This window comes from Streptomyces sp. NBC_01217 (assembly GCF_035994185.1).
GTDB lineage: Bacteria > Actinomycetota > Actinomycetes > Streptomycetales > Streptomycetaceae > Streptomyces.
In genome coordinates this window covers 7,228,724-7,255,474 of sequence record NZ_CP108538.1, presented here as the reverse complement: position 1 = coordinate 7,255,474, position 26,751 = coordinate 7,228,724, and the positions used below count along the sequence as shown (strand labels likewise).

Sequence of the window (26,751 nt, the reverse complement as noted above, 5' to 3'; positions counted from 1 at the left end):
CGGACAAGCCGACACTCACGCGAACCGTCGTGCCAGTGGCCAGAACAGCTGGGAGGCGATCCACACCACAGCGGGATCAAGGCCGTGCAGGAGGCTGTCCCGCGCCGGCCACGACTCGAAGGCGACGTGCTGGCCGGTCGTCGCCGACCAGCACCGGCGCGGAATTCGCGCGAGCCCCTCGACTACCGAGAGGCCGTACAACACCCCCAGCGTGTTCACTCAGCACGACTAGGTTCGCTGTCAAACGCCTCGATTGGATGACAGGGGACAACTGCTGTTGCAAGCCATCTCGCGTCGAACTCACGAAACCACCCGAAGGAAAGGGAGTGGCCAACCGGGGCCCTACGGGTGCATGCTGGCCCGTTTCCCATCGTGAGGAGAAGTACATGGAGATCCGGCCGCTTGAGGATTTGCGCGCCGCGGACGACCTGTCGCTGGCGTTCAACCCCTATGGGCTCGGCGGCCGTATGAAGCCCGAGGACGCTGCGGAGTTCCAGCAGCGACAGATCGCCGACTGCAACCTGGCCAAGGGTGTCGCAGCTGGAACACGTGAATCCTTCGAGCGGCTGCGCACCGTGTTCGCCTACGGCGTGCTGTGCTACGACGTGTACACCATGGTCGGCGACCGAGCGCTCCTCATCTACGAGCAGGCGTTGCGCGACCGCTTCATGGAGTGGTGCGCCGGCACCATCACCTTCCGCCTCCCCCAGGCCCCGGACGTCTCCTACACCGTCACGTCGTACGACGACGTCAAGAAGCGGGCGGACAGGATGATGCGGCAACGTGCGAAGCTGGTCGTCGCCGACCAGGCCATCGAGTTCAACGGGATGCTGCACGGGCTTCGCCTGTGGGCGCGTGCGGCGGGTCTGCTCCGCGGGCGGCGCAGCCGCGCGGTCGAGGACGCGCTCGCCAAGCTGCGTAACTACGTTGCCCATCCCTCCGGCCACCATGTCGACACCCCCGTCGGGGCGACCCGAACGGTGCGGGATCTGGCGGAGCTGATCAACCAGCGAAGCGGCCACGCCGGAAACGTACCTGGCCGTCAGCCGCTACGACCTGCCTCCCGCACGCGCCTAGTCCGGCCCGGGCGGCGTCCGGGGTGAGTGACTGAGCGGCGTAGTTGGCCTGGCTGGCCAACTACGTGCACACGCGGACACAGCGTCAGGCGTTCGGGCTGGCGTGTCGGGATCCATGGTCCGGTGATTTAAGGCCAACCGGCAAATGGTGGGAGTTGCCGTTGGCCCGTTGTCGGGACGCAAGGCAGGCACGTGCCTGAGTGATCATGGAGTTCTCTACGCTCAGTGATCACTGGAGGGCCCGTGCCTGCTGTGCCATCTTGCCTGCTCGAACCCTTGTGGGACCAGTTCGCAGCCCTGCTGCCGATGCGGGACGAGTATGCGCCGAACCATCCGCTGGGCTGTCATCGCCGCCGGGTGGCGGACCGGGTGGTTTTCGAGCACATCGTGCAGGCCCTGGTGCACGGCTCCGGCTACGAGCGGATATCGAGCCCTGGCTGCTCGGACCGCACGATCCGACGCCGCGTCAAACTCTGGTCGCAGTTGGGGATATCGGAGCAGGTCCATGCCCTGGCCTTGGAGGCGTATGACCGTGTGATCGGGCTCGGGCTGGCCGAAATCTCGGTCGACGGCTGCATCACCAAGGCACCCTCGGGCGGAGAAAGGGCCGGGCGCTCGCCGGTCGACAGAGGCAAGCAGGGCCTGAAACGGTCGGTGTCCTCCGACGCGGCCGGAGTGCCCCTGGGGATCGTCTCCGCTGGTGCCAACCGGCATGACTCGCCGCTGCTCGGCCCTACCCTCCAGGCTACGAAAGACCAGGTCGGAGCTCTGCCTGAGGAGGTGAACATCAACCTCGACCGCGGCTACGACAGCAGCAGGACCCGGCAGTTGCTGGAGGAATTCGGCTTCACCGGCGAGATCGCCCGCAAGGGCGTGCCCGCGCCGATCCAGGCCGGCAAGCGGTGGGTGGTAGAGCGTACCCACTCGTGGATGAACGGCTACGGAAAGCTGCGGCGCTGCACCGAGAAAGACGGCGCGGCTGTGGACTTCTACCTGTACCTCGCCGCTGCCTTCGTCACACTCCGCATGCTCATCCGTCGCGCGACCAACCGCTACCGCTGGGACGACCGCCCCACCACCCGGCGCCTCAAGTGATCCATTTGCCGGTCGGTCTAAGACCGACCGGCAAATGGCTACGTCGCTCGTTGGCTGACGGTCCCGGAAACGAGACAGGCACGGGCCCTGCGTGATCATGGAGTTCTCGACGCTCAGTGATCACGCGGAGGACCCGTGCCTGCGGTGCCATTTTGCCTGCTCGACCCCCTGTGGGACCAGTTCGCTGCTCTCCTGCCGGTGCGGGAGGGGTTCTCGGCGAGCCATCCGCTCGGGTGTCACCGCCGCCGGGTGTCGGACCGTGTCGTGTTCGAGCACGTCGTGCTGGCTCTGGTCCACGGTTCGGGGTACGAGCGGATTGCGAGTCCCGGGTGCTCCGACCGCACCATCCGACGACGCGTCAAACAGTGGGCTGAGCTGGGGATAGCACAACGAGTACATGCCTTGGCGCTGGAAGCGTACGACCGCATGATCGGCCTGGGTCTGGCCGAGATGTCGGTCGACGGCTGTATCACCAAGGCGCCGTCCGGCGGCGAGAAAGCGGGCCGCTCACCGGTGGACCGGGGCAAGCAGGGGCTCAAGCGCTCGGTCGCCTCCGATGCCTGCGGCGTTCCGCTCGGCATCGTCTCCGACGGAGCCAACCGACACGATTCGCCCCTGCTCGGCCCGACTTTGGCGGCCGCCCGCACCCAAGTCGGGGCGATGCCCGAGTGCGTCAACGTCAACCTGGACCGCGGCTACGACAGCGCCAAGTCCCGTGCCCTGCTGGCCGAGTTGGGCTTCACGGCTGAGATCGCCCGCAAGGGCATCCCGGCGCCGATCCAGGCCGGCAAACGCTGGGTGGTGGAGCGCACGCATTCCTGGATGAACGCCTACGGCAAGCTGCGGCGCTGCACCGAGAAAAACGGCATGGTCGTGGACTTCTATCTCCACCTCGCCGCCGTACTCGTCACGCTCCGCATGCTCATTCGACGCGCGACCAGCCGCTACCGCTGGGACAGTCGCCCGAGCACCCGACGCCTCAAGTGATCCATTTGCCGGTCGGTCTAAAGCCCGGATCCCTTCGGCGGCGGCGTAGGCGATCTGCTGGGGGTCACGGTTCAGGTCCACGGCGTTCTCCTTGGTGTGGTGGCGTTCCAGAGGGTTGTCTGCGCATGGCGGCTCGGTCCCTGCTCACTGGGCAGTGCCTACTGTCACCTCTGTCGGCGCTGTCGTCTTGCTGCTGTCCGTCGCTGGGCTTCCTCCATTTGCTCCGCTGGTGGCAGTGTTGCTGGTGTCCCGCTGCTATGCCCTGCGGCTACTCAATGAGCGCCCGGAATAACGACTTTGCGCGGTGTCGGCTTCGGCTTTGGCTGGGTGGGCATGCCCAATACATCAACGGAATCTGTCTGCGTTGATGTCAGTGGTGCGCGGTACCGTCCGGCATGGACAGCATGGACATCATCACCGCCTCCACGGCCATAGCCAGCGCTCTCGCGGCGGGTGGTTCTCTGGTGGCGGCGCAGCGGTCGTTGAAGACCGCGAACCGGGCCGCGCTCACCGCAGAAGCAGCGGCCCGGACCGCAGAGTCGGTGGCTCAGATCGAACGGGACCGGTGGCACTCCGAACTCCAGCCGGTGTTGGACATTCGGATCGATGACCGGGCGGTGATGACGGTCCGGTACACGGGCCCGGTCGCTTTGGGGCCGATCACCGCGGTGGAGCTGACGATCCGGAACGACTCCGAGAACCACCATTACACCGGTCTGGCCGGCAGCCCGACGCACGAACAGCTGGGTGCGGTGGTCTGGAGCCCGTTGCGGTTCTCGCCCGGGATTGACGAGACCCCTGAGGATGGCCGGACTGCCCACGCGTTCTCGTTGGACCTGGGCGAGACCCGGAAGGTCGCGATGACAGGGACGGTTCACCCTCACTGGTACGCCGGCGGGTTCCATGGTTGGAACCAGCGGTGGGTGAACAAGCCGGTGCGTCTGTGGGTGGTCTGCCGTGTGGACGGGCACCGGCCGTGGCGCACCAGCGTGGACGTGCTCCCCGACCAGGATGTCCTCGACACCATCGGGTAGGCGGCCGGCTCGGCCGATGGCGACTGCTTGGCAGCGCAGCATTACCCGGCCAGCCCGTGGTCTAGCAGGCTGCGGCAGTTCCGCCCTCGGGCCTGAAGAAGGCAACGACGGCCCTGCGCAGCTGCGTAGCCAACTTGCGGGCGTCGCGTAGGTGACTGCGTGCTGCTTCGGCTTCCTTGTACGTCTTGGTCACCCCGCGCAGCGTTCTCGTCACCTTCTCGCTGAACTGGGCGAGACGCTCGAGAAGCTCGATGCATAAGGACACGATGGAGGGGCGGGGTTCTGTAGCCATGCGATCAGTCTTATCGCCCGGTGGGCGTCTTGTCCGGGCATTGCGTAATGAAGACGCCCCCAGCCCGAACGGGGTGGGAGCATCGCGCTGAGTAGGCGTTAGGACGGCAGCAGGTAGCGTCGGAAACGGTTCGTCCGAACCGTTTCCGGGACTTCCGGTCGAGACGCGGTAAGGCGTTCAGGAACTGGTTCGGTCGAACCACTCAGAGCTCCCAGTCCGCCGAGGCGAAGGTGACCTCGCTGATCGCAGATGAGGGCTGCGCTTGCGAAGGACCCACTGTCCGTCCCGGGCAACCTCGCCAGGGTCGAGCCCTGGCGTGAGGCGCATATCCAGAGCGACGTGCCCATCGGTGATCCGGTCGCCGTGGACCCAGACCTTGTCCTTATTGACGACCCAGTCGCAGAGCCGCTCCATTGACGCTGTCACTCGTTGGGCTCCCAGGAGAGATCGTAGCCCTTCCACAGTAGGGCGGGGAGCACGAAGGACCGACGAGAGATGCATCCGAAATCGAACAAGTGCTTGAATAGGTTCATGGAGACCGTGCTCTACCCCGACGACCTGCTGCAAGCCCAACGCGAGTGGCACCGCACATACGAGGCACTCTCCGGGCTGCCACCCACCGCGGGGGCCACGGCACTGCGGCGCCGGCTCCTCCTGCTGTCGTCGCGGATCGCACGACACCCTCACTGGCCGGCGCAGCGTTGCTCGTCAGCCGCTCGCGCGGAGCTGCGCCGCGTGGTCCGGGCGCAGGATCGCCCGGTTTCGCCGTGAATACCCGCGAGGACGCGCCGATCTCGTAACCGGGGCTCAGCGCAGACCGTCATGTCCGGCGCTGCGGGTCGGGCGCGAGCGCGATGGCCATCCAGGGCGCGGCCTCTTCGCGGTAGCTGTGCCCGACCGGGGTCAGTTCGGCGCTGCGGGTGAGACTGAAGATCGCCACCATGATCATGTCCGAGCCGTCCGCGACGGAGGTGAGCTGGGTGCGGCAGCGACGGCAGGACCCTCGATGAAGCGTCGGCCAGGTGGAGAAGTACGTCGGCTCACCTCCCGGGCCCGTCCACTTCAGCGCGTCCTTGCGGAATCCGACCCACGCCATCGCCGGCGCACCGGACAGGCGCGTGCAGTGCTCGCACGAGCACAGTTCCCTGTCAAGTCCTTGTGTTCAGCTCTTGTGCTCCTCTATGTGGTGGCGTGCGGCGGCAGCCGTCGAAGGAATGGGACGGCCACCCAACGGTTCGGGCAAGCCGCTCCCGTCAGGAAGACTGCGCCTCGTTCACCGGCGCGATGTAGGCCGCTTCGATGAAAATGATGAACCTGTAGTGGGCGACTCTCAGTTCTTGGCTGATCTCCCACCCACGCAGATTCTTCGAAGCGGCCCGCAGTTCTCGAATTCATGGGGTAGTCGTTCGCTTCCTTCTCCTGGCTTTGTAACCGAGGGCGGAAGTCGTTTCGAGATGGTGTCCGTTGACAGGGAACCCAGTCCGGTCAAAGCCTCCGGCCTGAGCGGACTGGGTTCCCTGTCAAAGCCCGTCGGAACACGCACTGGGGCATCGAGCCGTTCTCCGGGCTGACTCCGGGCATGTCGGTGCGTGATGCCCGGAGCCGCCCAGCCGGCATGTCACCGGAGAGAGGCAGCCCAGGCCCGCGCGGGAGAGCAGACCGCGAGACCGCCAGCCTCAGTGTCGCACCGTGGTGTCGCGTCGGGGCAACGTCACGGGCACCGGCAAGGACAGGCATCCCACACGCGCGTCCAGCCCGTCCTCACTGCCATCGCCGTCAACATCGAGCGCGTCAACGCGGAACTCACTACACCAGCGGCTGAACGCCGACCTCGAACACCCACCGCCCTCCAGAACTTCCTGGACTGGCAACGCATCCCACGGCCGACCGCATGGCGCACGGCAGGGAAATCCTGAACTCCAAGATCCCCGACAGCGTCAGGCACTCAGTCGTGAGGCGATACGGAGCTGGTGGGTGCCTGCCAGCAGTGCGCCGACGCGCTGTCGAGAATCGGTCATGTGTACGCCGATGGACGGGAGTTGTACGCTGCAAAGGTGGAGGGGGACAAGTATCGCTTTGGGGAGTACGAGCTGGACCTGGCTCGGCACCAGCTCCGACGGGCAGGTGAGGCGGTCCACGTCGAGCCCCGGGCCCTGGACCTGCTGTGTCACCTGGTCGAGCACCGGGACCGGGTGGTGCCGAAGACCGAGCTGCTCGACGAGGTGTGGGGGGATCGTTTCGTCAGCGAGGCCGCGCTCACCACGGCGCTTCGGACCGTACGCCTGGCCGTGGGGGACACCGGTAGCCGGCAGCAGGTGATCCGCACAGTGCACCGGCGGGGTTACCAGTTCGTGGCTGCGGCTGCGGCTGCGGCTACGGTCCTCGAGGCGGGGGCGTCCGCCGGCCCCGGCCAAGGGGATGTCGTGAAGTCGACAGTGGTCGGCGAACCGCTCGGCGCCGACTGTCAGACCATCCGGTTCTGCCGGGCCGACGACGGCACCCGTATCGCCTACGCCTCCGTCGGCTCGGGCCCGCCTCTGCTCAAGGCGGCCAACTGGATGTCCCATCTCGACCTGGAGTGGACGACTCCGGTGTGGTCGCACTGGCTGGGCGGGCTCGCCCGCAAGCGCCGGCTGATCCGCTACGACGAGCGCGGGTGCGGCCTCTCCGACTGGGTGGTGCCCGGCTTCACGTTCGAGGACTGGGTCGACGACCTGGAGACCGTGGTCGATGCCGTGGGGCTCGACAGATTCCCTCTGCTCGGGGTGTCGCAGGGCGGTGCCGTGGCGGTGGCCTATGCCGTACGCCATCCGGAGCGAGTCAGCCGGCTGATCCTCGCCGGGGCCTACGCCCGAGGACGGCAGGTCCGGGCCCGAAGCGAGACCGAGAGCGCCGAGGCGGCCCTCGACCTGGATGTGGCCAGGGTGGGATGGATCCACCAGGACCCCAGATTCCTGCGGGTCTTCGCCTCCCAGTTCCTGCCCGATGGCACACCGGAGGACTGGGAGGAGTTCACCGCCTTCCAGCGGCAGACGACCTCGCCGTCCAACGGGGTCCATTTCCTTGAGGAGTTCGCCCGGATCGACGTGTCCGACATCGCCCACAGGGTGGCCTGTCCGACCCTGATCCTCCACTCCCGCGACGACGAGCGGGTGCCGGTCTCGCAGGCCAATGAGCTGGCCGCTCTCATTCCCGACAGCCGGCTGGTCCTGCTCAAGAGCCGCAGCCACCTGCTCACCGCGTACGAACCGGCCTGGGACGAGTTCCTGTCGCACATCGACGCCTTCCTGACCGAGTGAGCCGCGTGGGCCTCGGTATCCGGGCAGCCGAGGAGTCGCCGGGCGGCCGTCAGGCCCCGGACGGCCGTGACCGCGTCATCAGCGACTCGGGCCGACGAAGTCTGGCCTGGCGGCCTGGCACGCGGGGCGGCGAAGCTGGCGGCCGCGATCTTCCCCGGTGACGACGACGTCCGAATCTCCCGGCGCCGGCCTACGGGCGGGCTGCGGCACCATGTGCCGATCAGCCCGTGTCGCCGGTGCGGGCTGATGGTGGGGACGAGTGATCAGCCCGCCCCGTAGGCCCGTGTTGTGATCTCGGGTTATCTGCTGTTGCCGGTGTTCGGCGTCGCGGCTTGCAGTGCGCAGAAGGAATATCCCGGCAGCCTCACACACCCCGTTTGCGTCCGTCTCGCCGGACGTGGTGCCCACGCGCGCCCCATCAACCCGGCTCGCCAACTGAGGGATGCGCCCTCAGCCCGCCCTCAGATATGCCTCAGACCTCCACCAAGCCTTGGCCCGCCGACGGGCCCGATGCTTGAACGGTGCCGGGGCGAGGAGCAGCCGTGGAGGCAGCTCCCCCAGCCCGGCACTCACCTCAGACACGGGACACACGCGAGAGAGAGAAGGACAGAAAATGCGACTCGACAACACCAGGACGTCCGGCCAGGCCCGGACTCGCCGGGGGCTGGCGCTGCTGATCGCGACGGGGGCCGGGCTGGGCTCCCTGCTGCTGGGAACGCTTCCGGCGCAGGCCAACGACACCACCAAGACGGTGGCGGCAGACGGCCAGTCGATCACGTTCGCCACGAGCGACAGCAGCCGGGGCGTCAGCGGCAGCGTCAGCTTCGTGGTGAAGGCGGACGGCAACTGGTCGATCGCGGGCAGCGGGTCCAACTCGCACCTGCTCGTCCGCACCTTCCACTGGACCTGTGACCTGACGTGGGACGCGGCAAAGGTCTCGCACTCGACCGGGAAGAAGGCCGTGCCCGGCAAGAAGACCCGCAGCATCAGCTCGGCGGCGTACGACCCCAACGTTCAGGCGGACTTCGCCGACATCGCCGCCAGCGGCAGGGCCGACTGCGACATCGTCATCGGCTAGTCGCACACCGTTCGCACAGGCCGGCGCGGTGCCGGCCCGGCAAGACCACCGGCGTCCGTGAAGCCGTCCGACGGCTTCACGGACGTCATTTCGGAACACCACAGGGGGAACCCAGACACATGATCACTCAGCGCTACGGCGACCTGGAGGTCGCCTACACCACGCAGTGGCACGCGAACACGTACCCGTACTTCCAGGCCGGAGTCCCCGCGGGGGACGGACAATGGCGCGCCCTGGGCGCCGTCTTCGCGAACAATGCATTTTCGACGACGTGGCCGGGCGGCGAGTTCGGAGGGCTCCTGGTCAAGGACCTCTCCTCCGGCCAGGACCTGCTCCGGCCGCCCGTGGACTTCCAGAAGGTGGGCCGTTTTGACCCCTGGACGTCCCGCGACGCCGACATCTGGCGGCCCGTCCCGCCCGCCGGCTACGTCGCCCTGGGAGACGTGGTGACCATGCACACGAGCGCGGGGGCTGTCAAGCCCCGCGTCTCTGAGTTGGGCCTCGTGTGCGTCAAGCAGGTGCACGAAGGACGCGCCTATGTACGCCGCGGCGAACTCGGCCGGCTCCCGCTTCGGGTAAATGGCTCGGGGGAGGCCCTCTGGGCCGTCACGACCCCGCTGTTCCCGGCGGACGACACCGAGGAGCATCTGCTCCTGCCGGCCGCCACCTTCAGCTGCGGCCCTGATGTGCAGCACGCGCCGACGGCGGTGACCTGGGTGCTGGACCTGCCCGCTGCCGTCGACAAGACCGGCTACGCCCCGGAGATGACCCTGACGTCCTACAACCCGCCCCCGGCCCAGTCGATCGTCACCGACCGGACTGTGACCGTGCCGTACCACATGGTCAAGGACGATGGGCGCACCGAGGCGTGGAAGGTGGCCAACTCTCCCTTCTACAAGATCCAGCGCAAGCGTCAGTACGATCTCGTCCGCCACGTCGACTACCGGGGCTCGGGCAGCGGGACGATCCTCGAGGAGATCCAGCAAGGCGTCTCGGAGGAGAGGGGGCAGGAGTTCTCGCAGAACGTCGGGATCTCCGTCAGCGTCACCGCGGGCGTGGAGGCGTCGGCCAAGCCCTTCGGCATGGGGGCCAGCTCCTATGCGGAAGCCACGGTGAGCGCGTCCCTCGAACTCGGGTACGCCTCGCGCTACAGCGTGTCCACCTTCGAGAACAAGGCGGTGAGCGTGTCGTACGACGTGCCCGCCGACCATGCCGGCGCGCTGTGGACCGACACTCATCTGCTGGTCCCGATCCGGGGCGACGGCACCCTGGTCACCGGCGCGAACCTGAAGCTGAACTCCGGCTACTACGTGGGTCGCACCTTCCCGCACCTCGACGCCACCAAGATCGTCGTCGCCCGCAAGTTCTCGGACGAGGAGATCAAGGCCGCACAGGACATGGGGATCGACCCCAAGATCCTGACCGAATCCGACGTCACCGAGATCCAGCAGTAACCTCCGACCGACGGACAACAGGGCCCACCGGCCGACCCCGCGCCGGTGGGCCTTCGCCCGTCGCTCATGGCCTTGCGGTGCTGCCGTACAGCCGGTCCGGCTGTACGGCAGCACAGGTGCGACCCATCGGAGTAGTGCGGACCGGATCCGCACCACAGTCGCCGATACGGCCGTGCACCGTGTCCCGCGGGGCCCTTCCTGTCGTGGCAGCGTTCCGGTCTGCTGGGCTACTCGGAGAGGAAGTTGTAGAGGTGGGTGAGGAAGGTGGGCCAGGCCGGGTCGTCGGCGGTGAACAGGTGGTTGCGGCTGTCGAGCAGGATCAGCCGGCTGTCGGGGATGAGCGTGGCCAGTTCCAGGGCCTGTGCGACGGGGACGCGCGCGTCGTCGCGGGAGTGGATGATCAGCGTGGGGCAGGCCACGTCGTGAGCGATGCCCGAGACGTCGATGCGGGTGAACTCTTCCAGGAATCGCAGGCCGTTGGCGGGCGAGGTCGTCAGCCGCTGGTAGGCGGCGAACGCGTCCCACTCCGCGGGAGTGGCGTCGGCGAGGAACTGGGAGGCGAAGTAGCGCAGGAAGCTGCTGTCCTGCGAACGCCATCCGGCGCGGGCGATGTTGAGGTCGACCTCTGCGGCATCGCGCTCGGCGTCGCTGCCCGCACGGATCTGCTGTCCCCGGGCGTAGGCGGAGGTGAGGATCAGATGGCTGACCCGCTCGGGGCGAAGGGCGGCGTAGGCGACGGCTACCGCGCTGCCCTGTGACACCCCGAGCAGGGGAAACCGGTCGAGGCCGGCGGCATCGGCCACGGCATCGAGGTCGGCGACCAGGTTGTCGAGGGTGAAGCTGCCCATGTCCCATGAGGAGAGGCCGCAGCCCCGCTCGTCGTAGCGGATGAGCTGCCGGCCGCGGGTGAGGCCGTCGAACCAGTGCGCCCACATCGGGGTGGTCCGGTCGAGGTCGAGGTGGGTCAGCCAGTTGGCGGTCTTCACCAGGGGCGGGCCCTCTCCGGTGAGCGCGTAGGCGATGCGGGTGCCGTCGGCGGACCGGCAGAACCGGATGACCTCGTGGTCCGCCTCCGCCACTGCCGGGACCCCGGGGGCCGTGGGTGTGGCGGTCGGAGTGGTGGAAGCCACCGTCACACGGGCGACAAACCGATAGCCGTGCGGGCGCACGGCGCGAATCAGCTGCTGCCGTGCGTCACTGTCACCGATCGCGCGACGGGCCGTGCGCAGCCCGGTGACGAGTGCGGCCTCGCTGACCGCGTGCCCGTGCCCCAACCAGTCGCGCAGCTCTTCCTCGGGCACGACACGGCCGCGTTGCTCGACCAGGTGGCACAGGAGCTCTATGGCCTGGGGCTCGACGTCGATCCGCTGTCCGTCATGGCTGAGTCGACGGCGGTCCGCGTCCAACGCGTACTGCCCGAACCTGTAAACCGCGTCGCCCACACGAAAACTTTACAACATCCCTTCAATCTGCGGGAGTTGGGTGCGTCCGTATCGTCCCAGGCGCAGGGCCCCGCGAGCACGGCCTACCGTTCAGGGACGCGCCGGCTCCCGTTCCCGCAGCTGCCGTCGGAGGATTTTGCCGGAGGCCGCCTTCGGTACCGCCTCGATGAACTCGACCCGGCGGATCCTCTTGTACGGGGCGACCTGGCCCTCGACGTGGGCCATCACCGCGGCGGCGGATATCGGCACTCCTGTCATGGGCACCACGAACGCCTTGGGTATCTCGTTGCCCTCCTCGTCGCTGACGCCGATCACGGCCGCGTCGGCGATGCCGGGATGCTGCACCAGGATGGCTTCGAGCTCGGCCGGCGCCACCTGGTAGCCCTTGTACTTGATGAGTTCCTTGACCCGGTCGACGATGAACCAGTTCCCGTCCTCGTCGACCCGGCCGATGTCGCCGGTGTGCAGCCATCCGTCGGCGTCGACGGTCGCGTCGGTGTCCTCCGGGCGGCCGAAGTAGCCCTTCATCACCTGCGGCCCCCGGATCCACACCTCGCCCGGTTCGCCCGCCGCCACGTCCTGCCCGGTGAAGGGATCGACCAGGCGTGCCTGCGTCGACGGGAGCAGGTGCCCGACGCACGCGACGGGCTCGTCGAGGTTGCCGTCGGCGTGGATGTGCGAGGCGGGGGACAGTTCGGTCATGCCGTACGCCTGCCCGATCTCCACGCCCAGCCGGTCGGCCACCGCCGCCTGCAATCCGGCGTCGAGCGGCGCCGCCGCGCAGATGATGCGTCGCAGGTGCGACAGGTCCAGGTTCCCGGCCGCGGGGTGCTTGGCCAGCGCGAGCATCACCGGTGGGGCGACGTAGGCGTGGGTGATGCGGTCGCGTTCCAGGCTGGTCAGGAACGCGTCGAGGTCGAAGCGGGCGTGCACGTACACCGTTGCGCCACGGTGCAGCGCGTTGTTGACCAGTGCGGTCAGCCCGAAGATGTGGAAGAAGGGCAGGATCGCGATGACGCGGTCGTTCTCGCCGACCCGGTGCAGGCCGTTCATCTGTTCCAGGTTGGTGCACAGGTTGGCGTGGGTCAGCATCACGCCCTTGGGTACGCCTGTCGTACCGCTCGAATACGGCAGCACGGCGACGTCCACGGCGGGATCGAGCTCGAATGCCGGCACGTCGCCGTCGCTCAGCAGCTCCAGCACCGAACGGTGACCGTCCGCCCTGTCACAGACCAGGATCTCGATGTCTCGGCCGGTCTGCCGCCGGACCAGCTCGACGGCGGCCCGCGCGGTCTCGATCAGCGCCGACACGCTCACCATCAGTCGCGCCTCGGCGTCGATCAGCTGTTTGGCGATCTCGGCGGGTGTGGCCAGCGGCGACAGCGTGGTCACTGTCCCGCCCGCGGTGGTGGTGGCGTAGAGGACCACGGGGAACAGAACCGTGTTCGGCGAGTGCAGCGCGACCACGTCGCCCTTGCCGATGCCCTCGGCGGCGAGGCCCGCCGCGATCCCCCGGACCAGCGCGGCCAGTTCGCCGTAGCTGAGCGTCCGTCCGCCGGCCACGTCCACCAGGGCCGGCCGTGTTCCGCGCCGCGACGCATCGCCGAGCACCCACTCGTGGAGGGGGCGATCGGTGACGGAGACGTCCGGGTACTTGCTGTCGTAGATCATCGAAACTCCGTTTCTCGGTTTGCCGTGCCGGTCACAACAGCAGGGGCACACCGCCTGTCGGTATGCCCCTGCTGTCGCCAGGCGGGTGTTACTGCGTGATCTCGGTAACGTCGGCCATGGTCTTGGGGTCGATGCCCATTTCCTCCGCAGCCTTGAGTTCCACGTCGGAGACCTTGCGGACGACGGACACCTTGGAGCGTGCGGTCTCCGGGAAGGTGCGGCCCACGTAGGCACTGGAGCCGCCGGCGTTCAGCCTCAGGTTCGCGTTGGTGACCAGGGTGCCGTCACGGCGGATGGGGACCAGTTGGTGGGTGTCGGTCCACAGCGCGCCGGCATGGCCGGCGGGCACGTCGTACGTCACGCCCACGCTCTTGCTCTCGAAGGTGGACACGCCATAGCGCGTGGTATAGCCCAGTTCGAGCGACGCGCTCACCGAGGTTTCCACGGAGACGCTCGCACCCACGCCGAAGGGCTTGGCCGACGCCTCCACGCCCGTCGAGACGCCGACGGTGATCCCGGTCGTGAGGGCGAACTCCTCCCCCCTCTCCTGTGTGACGCCCACCTCGACCGTCTCGGCGATCTGCCCGCCGCCGGCGCCCCGGAAGTCGACGTGGCGGATGAGGTCGTACTGGCGCTTGCGCTGGATCTTGTAGAAGGGGGAGTTGGCCACCTTCCACGCTTCGGAGCGTGCATCGTCCTTGACCATGAAGTAGGGCACGGTCACGGCCCGGTCGGTGACGATCGCCTGGGCCGGGGGCGCGTTGTAGGACTCCAGCCGCAGTTCGGGGGCGTAGTCGGCCTTGTCGACGACGGCCGGCAGGTCCAGCACCCAGGTCACGTCCGTCGGCCCCTGTGGGATGTCGGGGCCGCAGCTGAACGTACCGGCGGGCAGGAACAGGTGCTCCTCGGTGTCGTCGAAGGGATACAGCGGGGGCGTGATGGCCCACAGTCCCTTCCCGTTGCCGTTCGTCCAGAGGGGAAGGCGGCCGAGCTCCGCGCGGCGTACGTAGGGGCGTCCGTTGTGCTCCTTCTTCACGCACACGATGCCCAGGGCGGAGGCGTCGGGCTTCGGCCTCCCCTGCCCGATCAGAGACAGGTTCGCTACGTCTCCCAGGGCCACGTATCCGGCCGGCGGGACAGGACGCCACATTTCGACCTTGATCGTGCTCAAGGAAAAGAAGGGGAAAGTGCCCACGTGCTGGAAGTCGACGGGCGGCTTGAGCAGGTCCTGGTCGGCAGAGCGGTCCTGGACCACGAGTCCGCCGTACAGGCCCTGCCAACTCGACGCCATGCCGCCCCCGTAGACGCTCCCCAGCGTGCGCCACGCCCCGGTCCGGGAAACGGTTGCGGCATAGAACATGTCGTTCCATTGGGTGGTGTAGCCGATCTCCAGGTCGCCGTAGCGTTGAGTGATCATCTTGTGGTCCCCCTGTGGGTCCTCCGGCAGGATTCCGTCACGCATGTCAGGCCCTTGCCGGCTCGGTCGTCGGTGTTTTGTGGGGCCGGCGGCGCCGGCCCTGCGCGAAACGGTCGGAGAGGCCTTTCGCATCGCGTGTGTTCCGATCGTCGGGCCTGCCGTCGGGCCACCGCTTGGCGGAACTCTGAGCGTTCTCTGAGGAGAGGCTGAGGGCAGGTGAAGAAGACGAAGGACGGCAAGGGCATCCAGGTCACCGTCCCGGACAACCGCGACCTGGTCCCGACCGACTGGTGCAGGGTCTTCGTGACCGACGACAGGGGACACCGATCAAGGCGCTCTGGATGAGGGTGGGCTTGAGGATCGGACATCGCCGCGGGAGAGAGGTGGGGATGGTTGCTGACTCCGTGGATCACCAGGAGCGCCAGTGGACGTTCCTGACCAACCATGCGAGGGTGCTGCTGGCCATCCCACGCGACCCGGATGCACGGCTGCGGACCATCGCCGCCGCCTGCCTCATCACCGAACGAGCGGTCCAGGCCATCATCGCCGACCGCTGAGGCATCCGGCGGAAGCCGACGTCACGCTCCGCGCCCTCGTTGACTTTGTGGTCGATCGCGAGAACGGGAAAGTGGCTCAGCCTCCGAAGACCGCTTCTGCGTCGGTGACGGTGTCGAAGACCCGCGGGACGTGATCCACGCCGGTCATCTCAAGGATCCGCCGCAGCGGCTCGGGCACACACGCCAGCACCAGCACCGCCCCGCCTGCGTCCGCCTGCCGCCATGCTCCGAGCAGCACGTTCAGCCCGGCCGAGTCGCAGAACGACACCCCGGACAGATCCAGCACGATGAAGCGTTCGCCGCGGGCGATGAGGTCCTTGAACTGCAGGCGAAACACCGGATCGGTCAGGTAGTCCGTCTCGCCGCTGACCCTCGCCACCAAGCAGCGGCCAGAGGTGGTCGTCTCGACCGAGGGATCAGCCACAACGTTCTCCCAACCGTCTCAGCAAGAGACAGCGCGGCGGAGTCTTGCCCTGAACCTATCGATCCTCCAGCAAGCCCACGCAAGCGCGGGAGACCCTCCCCCCTTTGAGTGCCGCGCCCGCGTCAACGATCGACCGCTGCGTGCCCTGACGGACTGACGCCAGCCCCGGTCGGATCAATGGAACCGTGGTTGGCGCCGAAATTGATCACGGTCGCCGCCGGTCCTTGACGTGCGCCTTCGTCGTTAGTGCCGACGAGACCACGGAACGTGGAAGAGGCGGACAGTGAGAGGATTGCGAGGGTGACGGCAAGAACCAGTGACATCGAAAAGGCGGCCGACGTGCTGCGCGCGGGAGGGCTGGTGGCCTTCCCGACCGAAACCGTCTACGGTCTGGGCGCCAACGCCGAGGACCCGGTCGCCGTCTCGCGCATCTTCCAGATCAAGGGGCGTCCGCCCTCCCACCCGCTGATCGTCCACATCGGCAGCGTTCAACACCGCCCTCGCCCCTGGCGGCGCGAGCCAGCCGTTCGCGAGTTCATCCACCGGACCCGCAAGGAACTCGGCGTCGCCGCGTGACGGCCTGCTCTCCTCAATCGCCAGACGGGCGGAGCGGGATGACGTTGTCGGGGACGGGCTGGTCTTGGCCATCGGGTTGCCGGAGGATGAGAACGGCTGCCGCGAGGGCCATCTGCTCCGCTCGATGCCGGGACTGGGCCTGGGCGGCCCGGGAGTCCTTGAGAGCTCCCTTCAGGCGGACCACCTCTTTACGAAGCCGCTTCTCGACTTCCGGCGTCTGGTGCGTTTCCGTACGCACCCGCGCGTAGAACGCCTCCTTGAGGTCGGCGTGGCGCTTCTGCAGCGCCATGCGGTGGACACCGGCCTCTGCGGCGAGCGCGACCACCGTGAGGCTGCCGTTGGAGCAGGTGGGCTGGCCGGCCAGGAGGCGGTCCATGGCCGAGCGGATGCGGGAACGCTCGTCCTCGTGCTGCTGGTTCATGCGATGGTCTCCTCGGCGGCCTGGGCGCCGGAGTCGTGGGCGTCAGCGAGAGCGTGGAACCGGGCGGCGGTCAGGCGAAGCCGGTCGCCCAGGGGCTGGGGCATCAGGGCTGCCCTCGCATCGAGACGATCAGCGTGCTCTCGAGCCGCCTGCGCGTGACTGTCGGTGCGGACCGCGTTGCCGCAGCCGAGCTGGCAGGCGAACTGGTTGGGTGCCGTCGCCCCGGGATCCGGATCGCACAGGGCTGTGTCGCGCTTGAAGGCGCAGATGAGGAACGCGTCCGGGTTGTCGAAGAGGACGAGGCCATCGCGCGCGAGGAACTTGGCGGCGCCCTTCGGGGTGGTCAGGGCGCCTTCGAAGCTGGGGATCGAGGTTGCTCCGATGAGAGCTCGTCGAGCGGCGGGACCGGAGATTTTCTCGCCGGCCGCAGCGGCGTCGCGCAGCTGTGCTGCGGTCTGCGCGGCGGCGAGAGCGGTCTCGACGTCGAGCTCCCCGTGGAACCCCCGACGCTCGCGGTTGCCGTAGCCGGTGGAGGTGCGGGCGTCCAGGGCGGTGCGCATGTGTCCGTACTGGATGGCGAGGGCGACCAGGCCGCCGGGGCGGCGGGCGATGTGCCAAGCCAGAGTTCTGCGCAGACGGCTCAGTCCAAGGTTGCCGTACGGGTCCGGCGGCACCATCTGGGCGTCCACACCTTGGGCGGTGGCCTCCTGGTTGATCCACGAGACCAGGGCCTCGACGCGCCGGCCCAGACTGCTGCGCTTCAGCGCACCGTGGTGCTTGCGTTGGCTGACGACGTCGTGGTGGGTGGAGCTGAACAAGAGCTCGCCCTTGGGGACGATGCGCTCCAGGACACGGATGGCGTTCACGACGGGCGTGATCGCGACCCAGGGGACGACGCGCTCCTCACCAGCGGAGATGGGGTGGCCGTCAGAGTCGCGGACGTTCTTGTAGTGGTGGGATCGGATCAGATGCCGCGGCATGGAGCCGTCCTCGTTGGGCTCCGGATCGGGGCAGCAGCCGGACCGCAGCGATTGAGCCTCCTGGGGACGCATCCCGGTCAAATACAAGATCACGATGGCGGCCGCCGTGGCCAGGTGACGCACCAGAATCGGCGTCTCCTCATAGTCCATGAACTCGCGCCAGGGCCGCCCCTCGATCCGGCCCGACACCGGCACCTGCATCGGGCTGGGGCCAGGCCGCTGAGCCGTGAGTCGGTAGAGTCCGCGCCGGGCGGCCATATTCTGGACCTGGTTCCGGCTGCCCCCGGTGACCGCGGCGACGTAGTGGTAGGCCAGTGTGACGCCGTGCTTTCGGCTCACGGTGGCGGGCAGAGGAGCACCGGAGTTGATCAGTGGCAGCAGATAGCTCTTGACGGCTGCCAGGCTTTCGCTGGTGCTCTTGGCGGCTTTCACCTGGGCGTGCATGCGGCGGCGCTCGGCCCAGGCGGCCAGGATGTCACCGGAGAAGTCCTCGACCAGGCGGATCGACCAGGTCAGCAAAGGGCCGATCACTGCCGGGTCCAGCGGCTCGGTTTTGTTCTCCCCGCCCGACTCTCCCGTCTCAGCCGGCAGGTAGTCGTCGATGCCCTCGTCCTCCCAGGGAGGACGCGTAATGCCGCACGGGCTGACCGACAGCTGGTCGAAGGCCCACAGGTCCGAGAGCCAGCGCAGAACCGTCAGGGCATGACCGCGCGTGCAGCCGCTGGTGCACTTGGCGGCGTATGCCTTCCAATGCTCCATGGTGCAGTCGCTGAGCTGGGATATGCCTTGCCGACCGAGCCAGCGCGCGAACTTCAGCCACTGCAGGATGTTGTCGCGCATGCTGATCACGCCGTCGCGTGTCCGGTTCTGAAAGCCCCGTTCCCGTACGTAGGTGGGCCGCAGCTCACCGTTGATCAGGACCCAGACGATGCGCCGGACCTCGCTCCGCAAGCTAGCCGGGCACTTCCTCAAATTGATCTTGTGGATGCTGTCCCCGGGGTTGTCGGTCAGCGGTCCCATCGACCACATGTCCTCGCTGTAGCGGGAGTTGGGGTGGGTGTTGCCGGCACTGATCCACCGGTCCATCACCACCGCGCTCTCCGGCCCCGGCAGGGGCAGGACGTAGGGATCCGGCTCGAGGGTCAGAGCTGTCGTCACGGGGCGAGGTCTCCCTTGAGCAGGTGGTCGACGATCATGTGGTCGCGGTCGGTGATCCGGGCCAGAGCGGCGTCCCAGGTGCTCTCGTTGACCTTTGTTCGCAGGTCATCGAGTCGCTGGAGGTGTTCGTCCCATCGCTTGCGCCAGAGTTTCTCGGGCCAGCTGGAGCGGAGCGATATCAACTGGCGGCGCAGGAGCGCGAGGCGCGGGTGGTGGCCGGTGTGGACCCGGGAGTTCTCGCAGGACAGGCAGAGCAGGAAGTCGGCGCCGCAGCCCCCGCTCGGGTCCGGCCAGGGGCTGGTCTCCTCGTCCACGCAGTCCGCGGTTGCGGTCTCCTGGTGGGCCGCGTCGGCCGCGTTCGCGAGGCGCCCCTTGAAGGTGTAGTCGCGGGCCTGCTCGCGCGCTTCCTCGGCGCCGGCCGCGATCACGTCCACTGCGGCCGCCTGGACGTTCTCGTCGGGCAGGACGTAGACGCTCTCGTGGGTGCCACGTTTGTGCTGCAGCGGCTTGCCCGTCGTCGTGACGGTGGTCCTGCGGGCGCGCTGGAAGGGCGAGCCGATCTTGTGAGTGCTCGCCCATACTCGCGCGTCGGCCTTGGACAGCCCGAAGCACAGCGGGCCGACGTTCCGGGGCCGGTCCAGATTGGAGTCCACGTCAGTACGGCGCCGGTTGCGCGCGACCATCAGCAGGTCGTGGCCGGGCGGCAGGGAGGCGGCCAGGGCTCGCCCGTGCTGCGTGGCTTCCAGAGCCTGGGTGATGAGCCGGCCCGGCGAGTCCGCGCCGGAGTCGGTGTAGTTCTCCGTGTCGAACCAGCGCCCCTCGCCCGAGCGGCGCTTCTCCACCAGGACCTCGTAGGTGACCGTGACTGTCTCTCCCGCGGACGGGGTGATGACGGGCACGTGCAAACGGTCGTAGACCGACAGATTCCAGCCGTAGCGGTCCGTCATCATCACGGCCAGGGCCGTCAGTTCCGCCCGGCTCAGGAACAGCCGGCCCGTCGTCTTCCCGCGGTTCTTTCCGCGCAGCAGCCCTTCGGCCCGGGTGTAGACCTTCCCGTCCTTGTCCGGGTACCCAGGCAGTTCGCCCGTGGCGGCGATGTGCTCGAGGGCCGCCCCGGTCCTCCAGTCACGGCTGTCCGGGTCCAGTGCGCCCGCCCGGTAGCGGGCGAGCAGCGCGGTGTTCTCCCGGATCCGCAGCAGCGCGGTACGGAACTGCCGTTCGGCGGCCAGCAGCACCTGGCCGCGCTCCGACGGCCGGTAGGACTGCTTGGACGGCTTGCCCTTCTTCGGAACGGGGCGGGCCAGTTCCTCGGCGGCCAGGCCCTGCGCCAGCCGCGGCTCGCGCTTCAGCAGCGTACGCATCTTGGCCAGGGCCTCGCGCCCGCCGGGGGTGTCCTTGTGGTTGTTGCGCCAGAGCCGGAGCGTGGCAGAGGTGAGGCCGTCCAGGTCCTCGGCCGGCTGGCCCTGGTCCTTGAGGAACCGGGCGAAGACCTCGATAGATCGCCAATATGACTCACCGCTCGCGTGGCTGTTCCATCCCATGGACTGTTCGGCGAACGCTCGCGCAAGGGAGCAGCGCATCGGCTGGGGCACGGCGATCGCGGCGAAGTCGAAGACACGCTTGAAGCCTTCCTTGTTCACCACGGTGGCCTGCAGTCCGTCGGCGGCTATCCGCTCGGTTGCCTGGAAGTCGGGCGGCGGCAGGACGGCTTTGCGTCCCCGCCCGCTCACGATGCCGCCGCGATGGGCAGGGCTTCGACCAGCAGCTCGATGTCCTGGATCCCGCAGGTTTCCCGGGCCAGCTGGGCGAACAGGCCCTTCAGATCCTTCGTCCGGTCCGTCTCGCCGTGCTCGTCCTCGGTGTCGAAGGCGAGGATCGACTCCAGCTGCAGGTGCATGACCGGGTTGAGGTAGTGCTCCTTCGTCGTCTCCACGTCCCGGTGTCCCAACAGGGTCTTCACCAGCCACCACGGGTCGCCGTAGAGCTGGGCGAAGTCGCGCCGGTCCGCGGCGGTCAGCCCGTACTTCTTGTCCATCAGCTCGTTCAGCACGACCAGCATGTAGAGCGCCATGGAGTGACGCGCGGAATGCGGCGTCGCATACGGGACCCTCCCCCGTACCGCAGCCGACCTCATCGGGCGCGGGACCTCTCGCTCGTCCGGCGTCAACAGAGCTTCCTCGCACCGCTGGTTGGCCTGCCAGAACACCGTATTCCACCGGTCCGGCAGCATCGGCATGCCCTGCTCGGACAACCACAACCACGCCGGTTCCGGGCCCTGTGGTCCCTCGACGAACAACCACTGCCTCTCGCGCCAGTCCAGCAGGCTCAATTCCCGCCTGCCTGCCGCCCCATCCCGCTCCACCCAGTGCACGACCGGAACCGGGCCAGGCGACACGTCCGTGACCAGCCGCATCAGCGGCAGCTTCTCGTAGCGGCCCTCCACCTGGGCGCGCTGAATAGCCCACGCCCGCTCGGACTCGCTGTAGGCACCGAGCTGGCGTACAGACTCGATCGACGCGTAGTAGGTCCGGTCACGCTTCGACCGCGAAAGGGCGCTGGCCACCAGGCCATGGCAGTAGCGTCCAGATCGAAGACGCCGGGTCGGCACTTCGAACGTCAGCATCGCGCCGGCCTCCTGCCGTCGCAGGCCCGAGCTCAGCGTCAGCCCCACGAACGCGGTGTTCCGCAGTTCGGTTCGCCCGTCCCAGCCGGGCAACGGCGCCCCATCTCGGCCAACTCCTCGCAGGCCCAGGTCTTGCCACAGACCCCAAGTACGCGGAGTCAGCCACGACACCCGAGAGCTTCGCGCACTTGCCGATCGGTCCGCGCGACGACCCACATCTACCGGGAGAGGGCTGACCTTCGCCCATTTGTAGAGCTGGGTCAGCGCAGATGCCTCCCGGTTCCACTTCGTTCCGCCGATCCGCTGCGGATTCAACGGAGAGTCGACGCGGAATTGCTTGTACGCCCGCAAGTCCGCAATTGTCGCAGCCCGCCAGGGAACACCCCGCCGCCAAAGCCACGACAGCAGCAAACGGATGTCTGTCGCGTAATTCCGACGCGACTCCCGTTCCAGGTCGCGGAAATCCGACGAGAGGGCGAACTGCAACAACTCCGCGTCCACGACGAAATCAGGTCGAACGAATACCGGATCGCCTGGGCGAAGCCCCACCGCGTCCAAGGCCGCCGGCAGGTCGCGGACCCCCAGCACCCCCTCCTCCGGCAGCGGCCCCCACCGCTCCGGATCCGGCACAAACACCAGCCACCACTCGTCCATCTGCCACCCCTGTGAGCCCCTTGAACTCACTCAATCATCAGGGAAACAGAGGTGGGGGTCGTCCGGAATACCGGACGCCTCGTACGCGTGGTCGCCACACTGGCAGTGCCCGGTCCATAGGTCGGGGACAACGATCGACTCGGCCATGGGTGGCTCCTCTGGTGCGAGAACTCTGATTTCCCGCGGCAGTGTGCCGCACCTCTGCACGCTCGCGCTGGCGTTCGGTATTGCGCGACACCAAAGAGGCGGCAAGTCCACCCCTGACGGTGAACGCGCGTACGAGTCTTCACGGTTCGCGATACGCAAGGGCCACGCATGGGCGGCGGGTGAATCGACCGCATTGCACACCGCCTCCGCTCGCATCGGATACGCACCCACGACAGAGCCCCCGGAATCGAATGATTCCGGGGGCTCTGCATCATGCCGTGAGTAAGGTCAGCTCTCGCTGGAGCCGTCGTCGGTGGAGTTGTCCGTGCGTCGGCGGCGAGCCGCAATGAGGGCGCCTCCGCCCGCAGCGATCAGAACTCCGGCACTGCCGATCAGCCACGGGGTGGCGTCGGCGCCTGTGTGCGCGAGCGAGCCCGCGGGGGCGGGCGCCGCGGTGCTCGACGCGGTCTTGTCGGCGGTCGGGGTACCCGAGGCGGATGGCACCGAGACGTCCTCGTCCTTGCCGGGCTTGCTCGGGGAGGGCTTGTCGCTCGGCTTGTCGGTGGGCCTATCGGTCGGCTTCTGCGTGGGCGGCGGGGTGGTCGCGGTCTTGACGTTGGTGACGGTCACGGTCACCGGGGCGCCGGGGCCCGCGCTGAACGTCTTGGACGGCTTGTAGAGGTCGTAGCCGGCGGGAGCCTTGATCTCCTTGACCCAGAACTGGGTCTTCCGGCTCGACACCGGCAGCTCTCCAGAGGCGGTGCCCTTGGAGCCGGTGGTCAGAGTGAGCAGCATCGAGTCGCCGGTTCCGATGTTCACGGTCGCGCCGGGCAGGAGCTTGCCGGACTTGTCGTCCTTGGCCTGCAGGAGGACCTTGGCGGCCTTGAACGGGTCGGTGATCGACAGCCGTGTGGTCGCGCCCGGGGTGACGATGACGTCCTGGTCGGCGACGACCTCGTGGAGCGGGCTACCGGAAGCCGTCTCCTTGAGCCGGTAGACGCCCGGCTCAAGGTCGGGGAAGGCCAGCTTCCCCTGTGCGTCGGTCTTCCCCCGTCCGGCTTCCTGGCCGGCGGAGTCGAGCAGCAGGAACGCAGCGCCGGGGAGCACATCCCCGGCCGTGTCCTTCGCGGTGATCTCGACGCTGCCCGCATCCGGGGCCGGTGTCTCGGCGTGGGCGGCAGGGGCCGAGGGGGTCGGTTCGGAGGGCTGGGCGCTCGCGGCCGGCGCCCAGGTGAGGGTGCCGGCCGCCGCGACGGCGACGGCGGCGGATCGGACGAGACGTGCGTGCACGAGGTAGAGGACTCCTTGGTCAGTAGGGGGAATGTCAGCGAGTGCGGCCGACGGCGTGTGTCGCGGGCGGGCAGCGGGGGCGTCAGATTGCTCAGCGGGTACGGGCCCCGGTGGGGGTGGCGGGCGGGACGGGCGTGCTGTGCGGGGTACGGCTGGCCTTGCGCCTGGGCGCGGACGCGGCCCAGGCACCGGGGAACCAGACGGCGGTGTACTGCTCGATGGCGTCGCGCAGTCCGGTGGTGACGGCACCGTCCCACGGGGGTTGGCCGGGACGGTGGTACGTGTCGAAGGTGCCGTACTGCTTGGTGTTCGGCCGGGTGTCGGTGGCTTCGTCGCGGCGGTGGAAAGTTCCGTGATCCACGAAGCTGAGCGCCACCGCGTCGATCTCGCCGCGGTCCGGGTGGACGACCGCCACACGCAGCCCGCCATAGGTGTCCGCGTAGATGGTGCCGGCGAAATCGATCCGCAGCCGCAGCGGTTCGCCAGGGACGGGGGCGGCGAAGTAAGTGGTGCCCACGACGGCGTGGTCGTGGAAGGGGAGGCACAGCTCGGCGAAGAACTCGGGGGCCTGCAGGGACAAGAAGGTGTCTCCGGTCGGGGTCGGGCTGAACCTACCGGCGTGGACCGGGCAGGGCCGGTCGGCTGGTGGTGCTCCAGCGCGGGACGCTGGCAGCGGGGAACGCGGCCGGGTGGCGGGATGTGACGGCACGCCGCACATCGAGCGGGGTGGGGGCCGACGGGCCGGGCGGAAGGATCGGGGTGAGCTGGGCCATGCCCTTGATGTAACTGAAGGTCTCCTGACGCCACCGGGGCAGCGGAGCCGGATCGGCGACGCACTCGGTGACGGCGGTGAGCAGCGCGACGGGGGTGTCGGTGCTGGCCGTGGCGTACCAGACGGGCCGGTCGATGGACTTGCCCGCCCACAGCTGCCAGCGTGCGTCCCGCGTCGTCAGCTCGGCTTCCGGATCGAGGTCGCCGGTGGTGAACTCCATGCCGGCGAGCCCGTCCGGGGCCTGAACCGCGAAGATATCCCAACGTGGGCGGTCGACCTCCCAGCCCTGCTTCAGGAGCGGGACGACGGCGAGAAAGGGATCGTGCTCGTCGATCCCGGAGACCGGCCGGGCCAGGTAGGCGTCCGACCCCTGCTCGTACGCCGTGGCGAGGACGGTGGTGAACGCCTGGACGAACTCGGTGGGGACGCGATCGTTGAAACAGACGCCCCATGCCGGCGGCCCGAACGAGTCCTTGTAGGCGTTGATGCGCCAGAGCCCGTCGTCCTCGCCTTCGGGCAGGTAGCCCAGGCGCACGCGCCGGTCGGGAGCGCTCACGTACACGTTGGAGTCCTCGTCGTACCGGAGGTCCCAGCCGAGGTCGAGCAGCGGGGCGAGGGCGGGGTCACCGGTCCCGGTGGTGGAGGCGAGGTGGCGCGGGGAGACGTAGACATCGCCGTCGATGTCGCGGCGCGGATCGGGCTGGTGGCTCATCGGTCCGCCCTCGTGGCGACGGTGATCTCGTCGGCGGCGGTGTCGAGGCGTTCGGTGACCTCGGCGGTGGTGCGGCCGGTGACGATGTAGAACCCGGCCCGGGCGGTGAACAGGTCGCCGTCGGGCGGCAGGAGGAGCGGGTCGCCGATCTCGCGGATCCACTGGACCTGCCGCAGCCAGGGGGTGTGGGCGGCGAACGGCTGGTTGATGTGCCGTGCGGTGAGGGTGCCGGAGGCGTCCGGGTAGAGCATGCGGATGCCCGCGGCCCCGCTGCGGGTCGGGGTGAGGTCCGGCGCTCGGCCGCAGGCGAGGTCGGCGGCGGCCTTGGGCAGGTCGATGCCGGTGGCGAGGCGGACGAGGTGCCCGATCATGTCGCCGCCGATGCGTGCGTTGACCTCGATCAGCCGGGGCCGGCCGTCCACGAGGCGCAGCTCGACGTGCTGCACGCCGCCGGTGATCCCCAGGGCCTTGACCGCAGCAGCAGCTGCCGGGGCGACCTGGGCCAGGAGCGGGTCGGTGGCATCGACGGTGTGTCCGGTCTCGTCGAAGTACGGTGCGGGGCCCAGGTGCTTGCGGGTCACGGCGACCGCAGTGGTCGCGCCGCGGTGGGTGACGCATTCGACCGAGAATTCCGGCCCGTCGAGGTACTCCTCGACCAGGACGCCGGTGTCCTCGCGGCTGCGGCTCGCGCCGGCCGAGGCGAACGCGAACGCGGCGGGCAGCTCTTCGGGCCGGTCGACGCGGATCACGCCGATGCTGCCGGCGAACGCGGCGGGCTTGATGACGGCGGGGTAGCCCAGCGTCATCGTCGCCAGTCCGGCCTCCAGCAGGGTCCGCGCCTTCATCGAGGCGGCCGACGGCACCCCGTGGCGGGCGAACAGCGTACGGGCGGTGGCCTTGTTGCGGCAGGCCCTCATCACCTCGACGGACGTCGAGGACAGACCGAGCGCGCGAGCGAGGCGGGCGGTGGGGACGAGGTTCCACTCGTCCCAGGTGACCACGCCGGCGAGGTCGTGGCGCTCGGCCAGGGCCCGGCCTCCGGCGAGCAGGGCTGCGTGGTCGCTCAGGTCGACGACGGCGTGGTCGACGATGAACGGCTTCTCCCACGACGGCTCGGCGCCGGTGAGCAGGACGACGTCGTACGCGGCGGCCACCTGCTCAAGGCAGTAGCCGCGATAAGTCTCATCACCCGGAGAGACGACGAGCACGAGGGGACGAGCGGACAAGAAGGGGTTCTCCGTATCGGTGGACGGCAGGACGACAGAGCAGGGGTGTCTCAGGCGGCACGGCAGCAGCGCAGCTCGAACGCCCCGGCCCAGTGGGGGTGGTCGTCGATCAGGCGGCGGGCGTAGAAATCGGTGAAGTTGTTGTTCAGCCCGGCGACGCCGTACGGGAGTTGGCGTCGCAGGTCTTCAAAGAGATCCTTCAAGCTGACCCGTGTGGCGCCGGCGGCCAGGCGGCGGGCGGCCATGCGTTCCAGAGCGCGGTAGACGTGGAGGTTGTGGGTGTCGAAGGCGTGGAACTGTTCGGTGATGTTGCGACCGCTCGCGCGATTCGTCCCGAGGACGGCGGTGGGCATGAGGTTCTCCACA

At 68.4% G+C, this 26,751-nt stretch carries 23 protein-coding genes and 2 pseudogenes; 10 read left to right on the top strand and 15 right to left on the bottom strand.

From position 1 onward, the window contains the following. Nucleotides 1–15: 15 nt before the first annotated feature. Nucleotides 16–219 (bottom strand): hypothetical protein, encoded by a 204-nt coding sequence (locus OG507_RS32375; RefSeq protein ID WP_327370646.1) that lies wholly within the window; start codon nt 217–219, stop codon nt 16–18. A 167-nt stretch (nt 220–386) separates the two neighbouring features. Here OG507_RS32375 and OG507_RS32370 point away from each other — a divergent pair, with 167 nt between their 5' ends. The 4 genes from OG507_RS32370 to OG507_RS32355 all read left to right on the top strand — a co-directional run bounded on the left by OG507_RS32370 (nt 387) and on the right by OG507_RS32355 (nt 4,192). Then, nucleotides 387–1,103 carry a hypothetical protein gene (locus tag OG507_RS32370; protein ID WP_327370645.1) on the top strand — a complete coding sequence of 239 codons (717 nt, stop codon included), beginning with the start codon at nt 387–389 and terminating at the stop codon, nt 1,101–1,103. Nucleotides 1,104–1,319: 216 nt separating this feature from the next. Continuing rightward, complete coding sequence (locus OG507_RS32365; protein ID WP_327370068.1) at nt 1,320–2,171, top strand: IS5 family transposase; 852 nt, start codon at nt 1,320–1,322, stop codon at nt 2,169–2,171. A 135-nt stretch (nt 2,172–2,306) separates the two neighbouring features. After that, nucleotides 2,307–3,158 (top strand): IS5 family transposase, encoded by an 852-nt coding sequence (locus OG507_RS32360; protein ID WP_327370644.1) that lies wholly within the window; start codon nt 2,307–2,309, stop codon nt 3,156–3,158. Nucleotides 3,159–3,553: 395 nt separating this feature from the next. Further along, a complete protein-coding gene (locus tag OG507_RS32355; protein WP_327370643.1) occupies nt 3,554–4,192 on the top strand; it encodes a hypothetical protein in 639 nt (212 codons plus the stop codon). Between the two features lie 1,112 nt (nt 4,193–5,304). Here OG507_RS32355 and OG507_RS32350 read toward each other — a convergent pair. Further along, complete coding sequence (locus OG507_RS32350; RefSeq protein ID WP_327372175.1) at nt 5,305–5,625, bottom strand: GFA family protein; 321 nt, start codon at nt 5,623–5,625, stop codon at nt 5,305–5,307. 913 nt (nt 5,626–6,538) lie between these two features. On the opposite strand from OG507_RS32350, the gene OG507_RS32345 reads away from it, so the two are divergent. The 3 genes from OG507_RS32345 to OG507_RS32335 all read left to right on the top strand — a co-directional run bounded on the left by OG507_RS32345 (nt 6,539) and on the right by OG507_RS32335 (nt 10,315). Next, nucleotides 6,539–7,783: an alpha/beta fold hydrolase gene (locus OG507_RS32345; protein WP_327370642.1), complete on the top strand. Its 1,245-nt coding sequence runs from the start codon at nt 6,539–6,541 to the stop codon at nt 7,781–7,783. Between the two features lie 613 nt (nt 7,784–8,396). Continuing rightward, nucleotides 8,397–8,861, top strand: a complete 465-nt coding sequence (locus OG507_RS32340; protein WP_327370641.1) for a hypothetical protein — start codon at nt 8,397–8,399, stop codon at nt 8,859–8,861. 119 nt (nt 8,862–8,980) lie between these two features. Further along, a complete protein-coding gene (locus tag OG507_RS32335; protein WP_327370640.1) occupies nt 8,981–10,315 on the top strand; it encodes a hypothetical protein in 1,335 nt (444 codons plus the stop codon). A gap of 227 nt (nt 10,316–10,542) precedes the next feature. Here OG507_RS32335 and OG507_RS32330 read toward each other — a convergent pair whose 3' ends face one another. The 3 genes from OG507_RS32330 to OG507_RS32320 all read right to left on the bottom strand — a co-directional run bounded on the left by OG507_RS32330 (nt 10,543) and on the right by OG507_RS32320 (nt 14,890). Then, entirely contained in the window at nt 10,543–11,757 is a 1,215-nt protein-coding gene (locus OG507_RS32330; protein ID WP_327370639.1) for an alpha/beta fold hydrolase, read from the bottom strand. A 90-nt stretch (nt 11,758–11,847) separates the two neighbouring features. After that, nucleotides 11,848–13,428 (bottom strand): AMP-binding protein, encoded by a 1,581-nt coding sequence (locus tag OG507_RS32325; protein ID WP_327370638.1) that lies wholly within the window; start codon nt 13,426–13,428, stop codon nt 11,848–11,850. 88 nt (nt 13,429–13,516) lie between these two features. Then, nucleotides 13,517–14,890, bottom strand: a complete 1,374-nt coding sequence (locus tag OG507_RS32320; RefSeq protein ID WP_327370637.1) for a hypothetical protein — start codon at nt 14,888–14,890, stop codon at nt 13,517–13,519. A gap of 171 nt (nt 14,891–15,061) precedes the next feature. On the opposite strand from OG507_RS32320, the gene OG507_RS32315 reads away from it, so the two are divergent. Both OG507_RS32315 and OG507_RS32310 read left to right on the top strand, forming a co-directional pair. After that, a complete protein-coding gene (locus tag OG507_RS32315) occupies nt 15,062–15,190 on the top strand; it encodes a hypothetical protein (RefSeq protein WP_327370636.1) in 129 nt (42 codons plus the stop codon). Nucleotides 15,191–15,234: 44 nt separating this feature from the next. Beyond that, nucleotides 15,235–15,396: pseudogene (locus OG507_RS32310) on the top strand (MarR family transcriptional regulator); the annotation flags it as partial. 82 nt (nt 15,397–15,478) lie between these two features. Here the strand turns inward: OG507_RS32310 and OG507_RS32305 are convergent. Then, nucleotides 15,479–15,826, bottom strand: a complete 348-nt coding sequence (locus OG507_RS32305) for an STAS domain-containing protein (RefSeq protein WP_327370635.1) — start codon at nt 15,824–15,826, stop codon at nt 15,479–15,481. Between the two features lie 300 nt (nt 15,827–16,126). Here OG507_RS32305 and OG507_RS32300 point away from each other — a divergent pair. After that, nucleotides 16,127–16,321: pseudogene (locus OG507_RS32300) on the top strand (L-threonylcarbamoyladenylate synthase); the annotation flags it as partial. A gap of 94 nt (nt 16,322–16,415) precedes the next feature. Here the strand turns inward: OG507_RS32300 and OG507_RS32295 are convergent. The 9 genes from OG507_RS32295 to OG507_RS32255 all read right to left on the bottom strand — a co-directional run bounded on the left by OG507_RS32295 (nt 16,416) and on the right by OG507_RS32255 (nt 26,738). Then, a complete protein-coding gene (locus tag OG507_RS32295) occupies nt 16,416–16,823 on the bottom strand; it encodes a hypothetical protein (RefSeq protein ID WP_327370634.1) in 408 nt (135 codons plus the stop codon). Then, the gene (locus tag OG507_RS32290) at nt 16,820–18,961 is read right to left on the bottom strand and encodes an integrase (RefSeq protein WP_327370633.1); all 2,142 of its coding nucleotides are present in this window, start codon (nt 18,959–18,961) and stop codon (nt 16,820–16,822) included. Before OG507_RS32290 ends, OG507_RS32295 begins: the two co-directional genes overlap by 4 nt. Then, nucleotides 18,958–20,691, bottom strand: coding sequence for a hypothetical protein (locus OG507_RS32285; RefSeq protein WP_327370632.1), 1,734 nt, complete (start codon nt 20,689–20,691; stop codon nt 18,958–18,960). Before OG507_RS32285 ends, OG507_RS32290 begins: the two co-directional genes overlap by 4 nt. Further along, the gene (locus tag OG507_RS32280) at nt 20,688–22,238 is read right to left on the bottom strand and encodes an integrase (protein ID WP_327370631.1); all 1,551 of its coding nucleotides are present in this window, start codon (nt 22,236–22,238) and stop codon (nt 20,688–20,690) included. The genes OG507_RS32285 and OG507_RS32280 overlap by 4 nt, the downstream gene beginning before the upstream one ends. Before the next feature lie 435 nt (nt 22,239–22,673). Further along, entirely contained in the window at nt 22,674–23,675 is a 1,002-nt protein-coding gene (locus tag OG507_RS32275) for an MSCRAMM family protein (protein ID WP_327370630.1), read from the bottom strand. Nucleotides 23,676–23,766: 91 nt separating this feature from the next. Then, entirely contained in the window at nt 23,767–24,255 is a 489-nt protein-coding gene (locus OG507_RS32270) for a hypothetical protein (protein ID WP_327370629.1), read from the bottom strand. Nucleotides 24,256–24,286: 31 nt separating this feature from the next. Then, complete coding sequence (locus OG507_RS32265) at nt 24,287–25,159, bottom strand: DUF317 domain-containing protein (protein ID WP_327370628.1); 873 nt, start codon at nt 25,157–25,159, stop codon at nt 24,287–24,289. Further along, complete coding sequence (locus OG507_RS32260) at nt 25,156–26,385, bottom strand: ATP-grasp domain-containing protein (RefSeq protein ID WP_327370627.1); 1,230 nt, start codon at nt 26,383–26,385, stop codon at nt 25,156–25,158. The genes OG507_RS32265 and OG507_RS32260 overlap by 4 nt, the downstream gene beginning before the upstream one ends. A 50-nt stretch (nt 26,386–26,435) precedes the next feature. Beyond that, complete coding sequence (locus tag OG507_RS32255) at nt 26,436–26,738, bottom strand: hypothetical protein (RefSeq protein WP_327370626.1); 303 nt, start codon at nt 26,736–26,738, stop codon at nt 26,436–26,438. Between the last annotated feature and the right edge of the window lie 13 nt (nt 26,739–26,751).

Excerpts from the sequence above, each read along its gene's own strand:
- OG507_RS32355 (WP_327370643.1), top strand. The coding sequence starts at position 3,554 with ATGGACAGCATGGACATCATCACCGCCTCCACGGCCATAGCCAGCGCT.
- OG507_RS32280 (WP_327370631.1), bottom strand. The coding sequence starts at position 22,238 with ATGGACGAGTGGTGGCTGGTGTTTGTGCCGGATCCGGAGCGGTGGGGG.
- OG507_RS32325 (WP_327370638.1), bottom strand. The coding sequence starts at position 13,428 with ATGATCTACGACAGCAAGTACCCGGACGTCTCCGTCACCGATCGCCCC.
- OG507_RS32335 (WP_327370640.1), top strand. The coding sequence starts at position 8,981 with ATGATCACTCAGCGCTACGGCGACCTGGAGGTCGCCTACACCACGCAG.
- OG507_RS32370 (WP_327370645.1), top strand. The coding sequence starts at position 387 with ATGGAGATCCGGCCGCTTGAGGATTTGCGCGCCGCGGACGACCTGTCG.
- OG507_RS32255 (WP_327370626.1), bottom strand. The coding sequence starts at position 26,738 with ATGCCCACCGCCGTCCTCGGGACGAATCGCGCGAGCGGTCGCAACATC.
- OG507_RS32320 (WP_327370637.1), bottom strand. The coding sequence starts at position 14,890 with ATGCGTGACGGAATCCTGCCGGAGGACCCACAGGGGGACCACAAGATG.
- OG507_RS32265 (WP_327370628.1), bottom strand. The coding sequence starts at position 25,159 with ATGAGCCACCAGCCCGATCCGCGCCGCGACATCGACGGCGATGTCTAC.
- OG507_RS32340 (WP_327370641.1), top strand. The coding sequence starts at position 8,397 with ATGCGACTCGACAACACCAGGACGTCCGGCCAGGCCCGGACTCGCCGG.
- OG507_RS32295 (WP_327370634.1), bottom strand. The coding sequence starts at position 16,823 with ATGAACCAGCAGCACGAGGACGAGCGTTCCCGCATCCGCTCGGCCATG.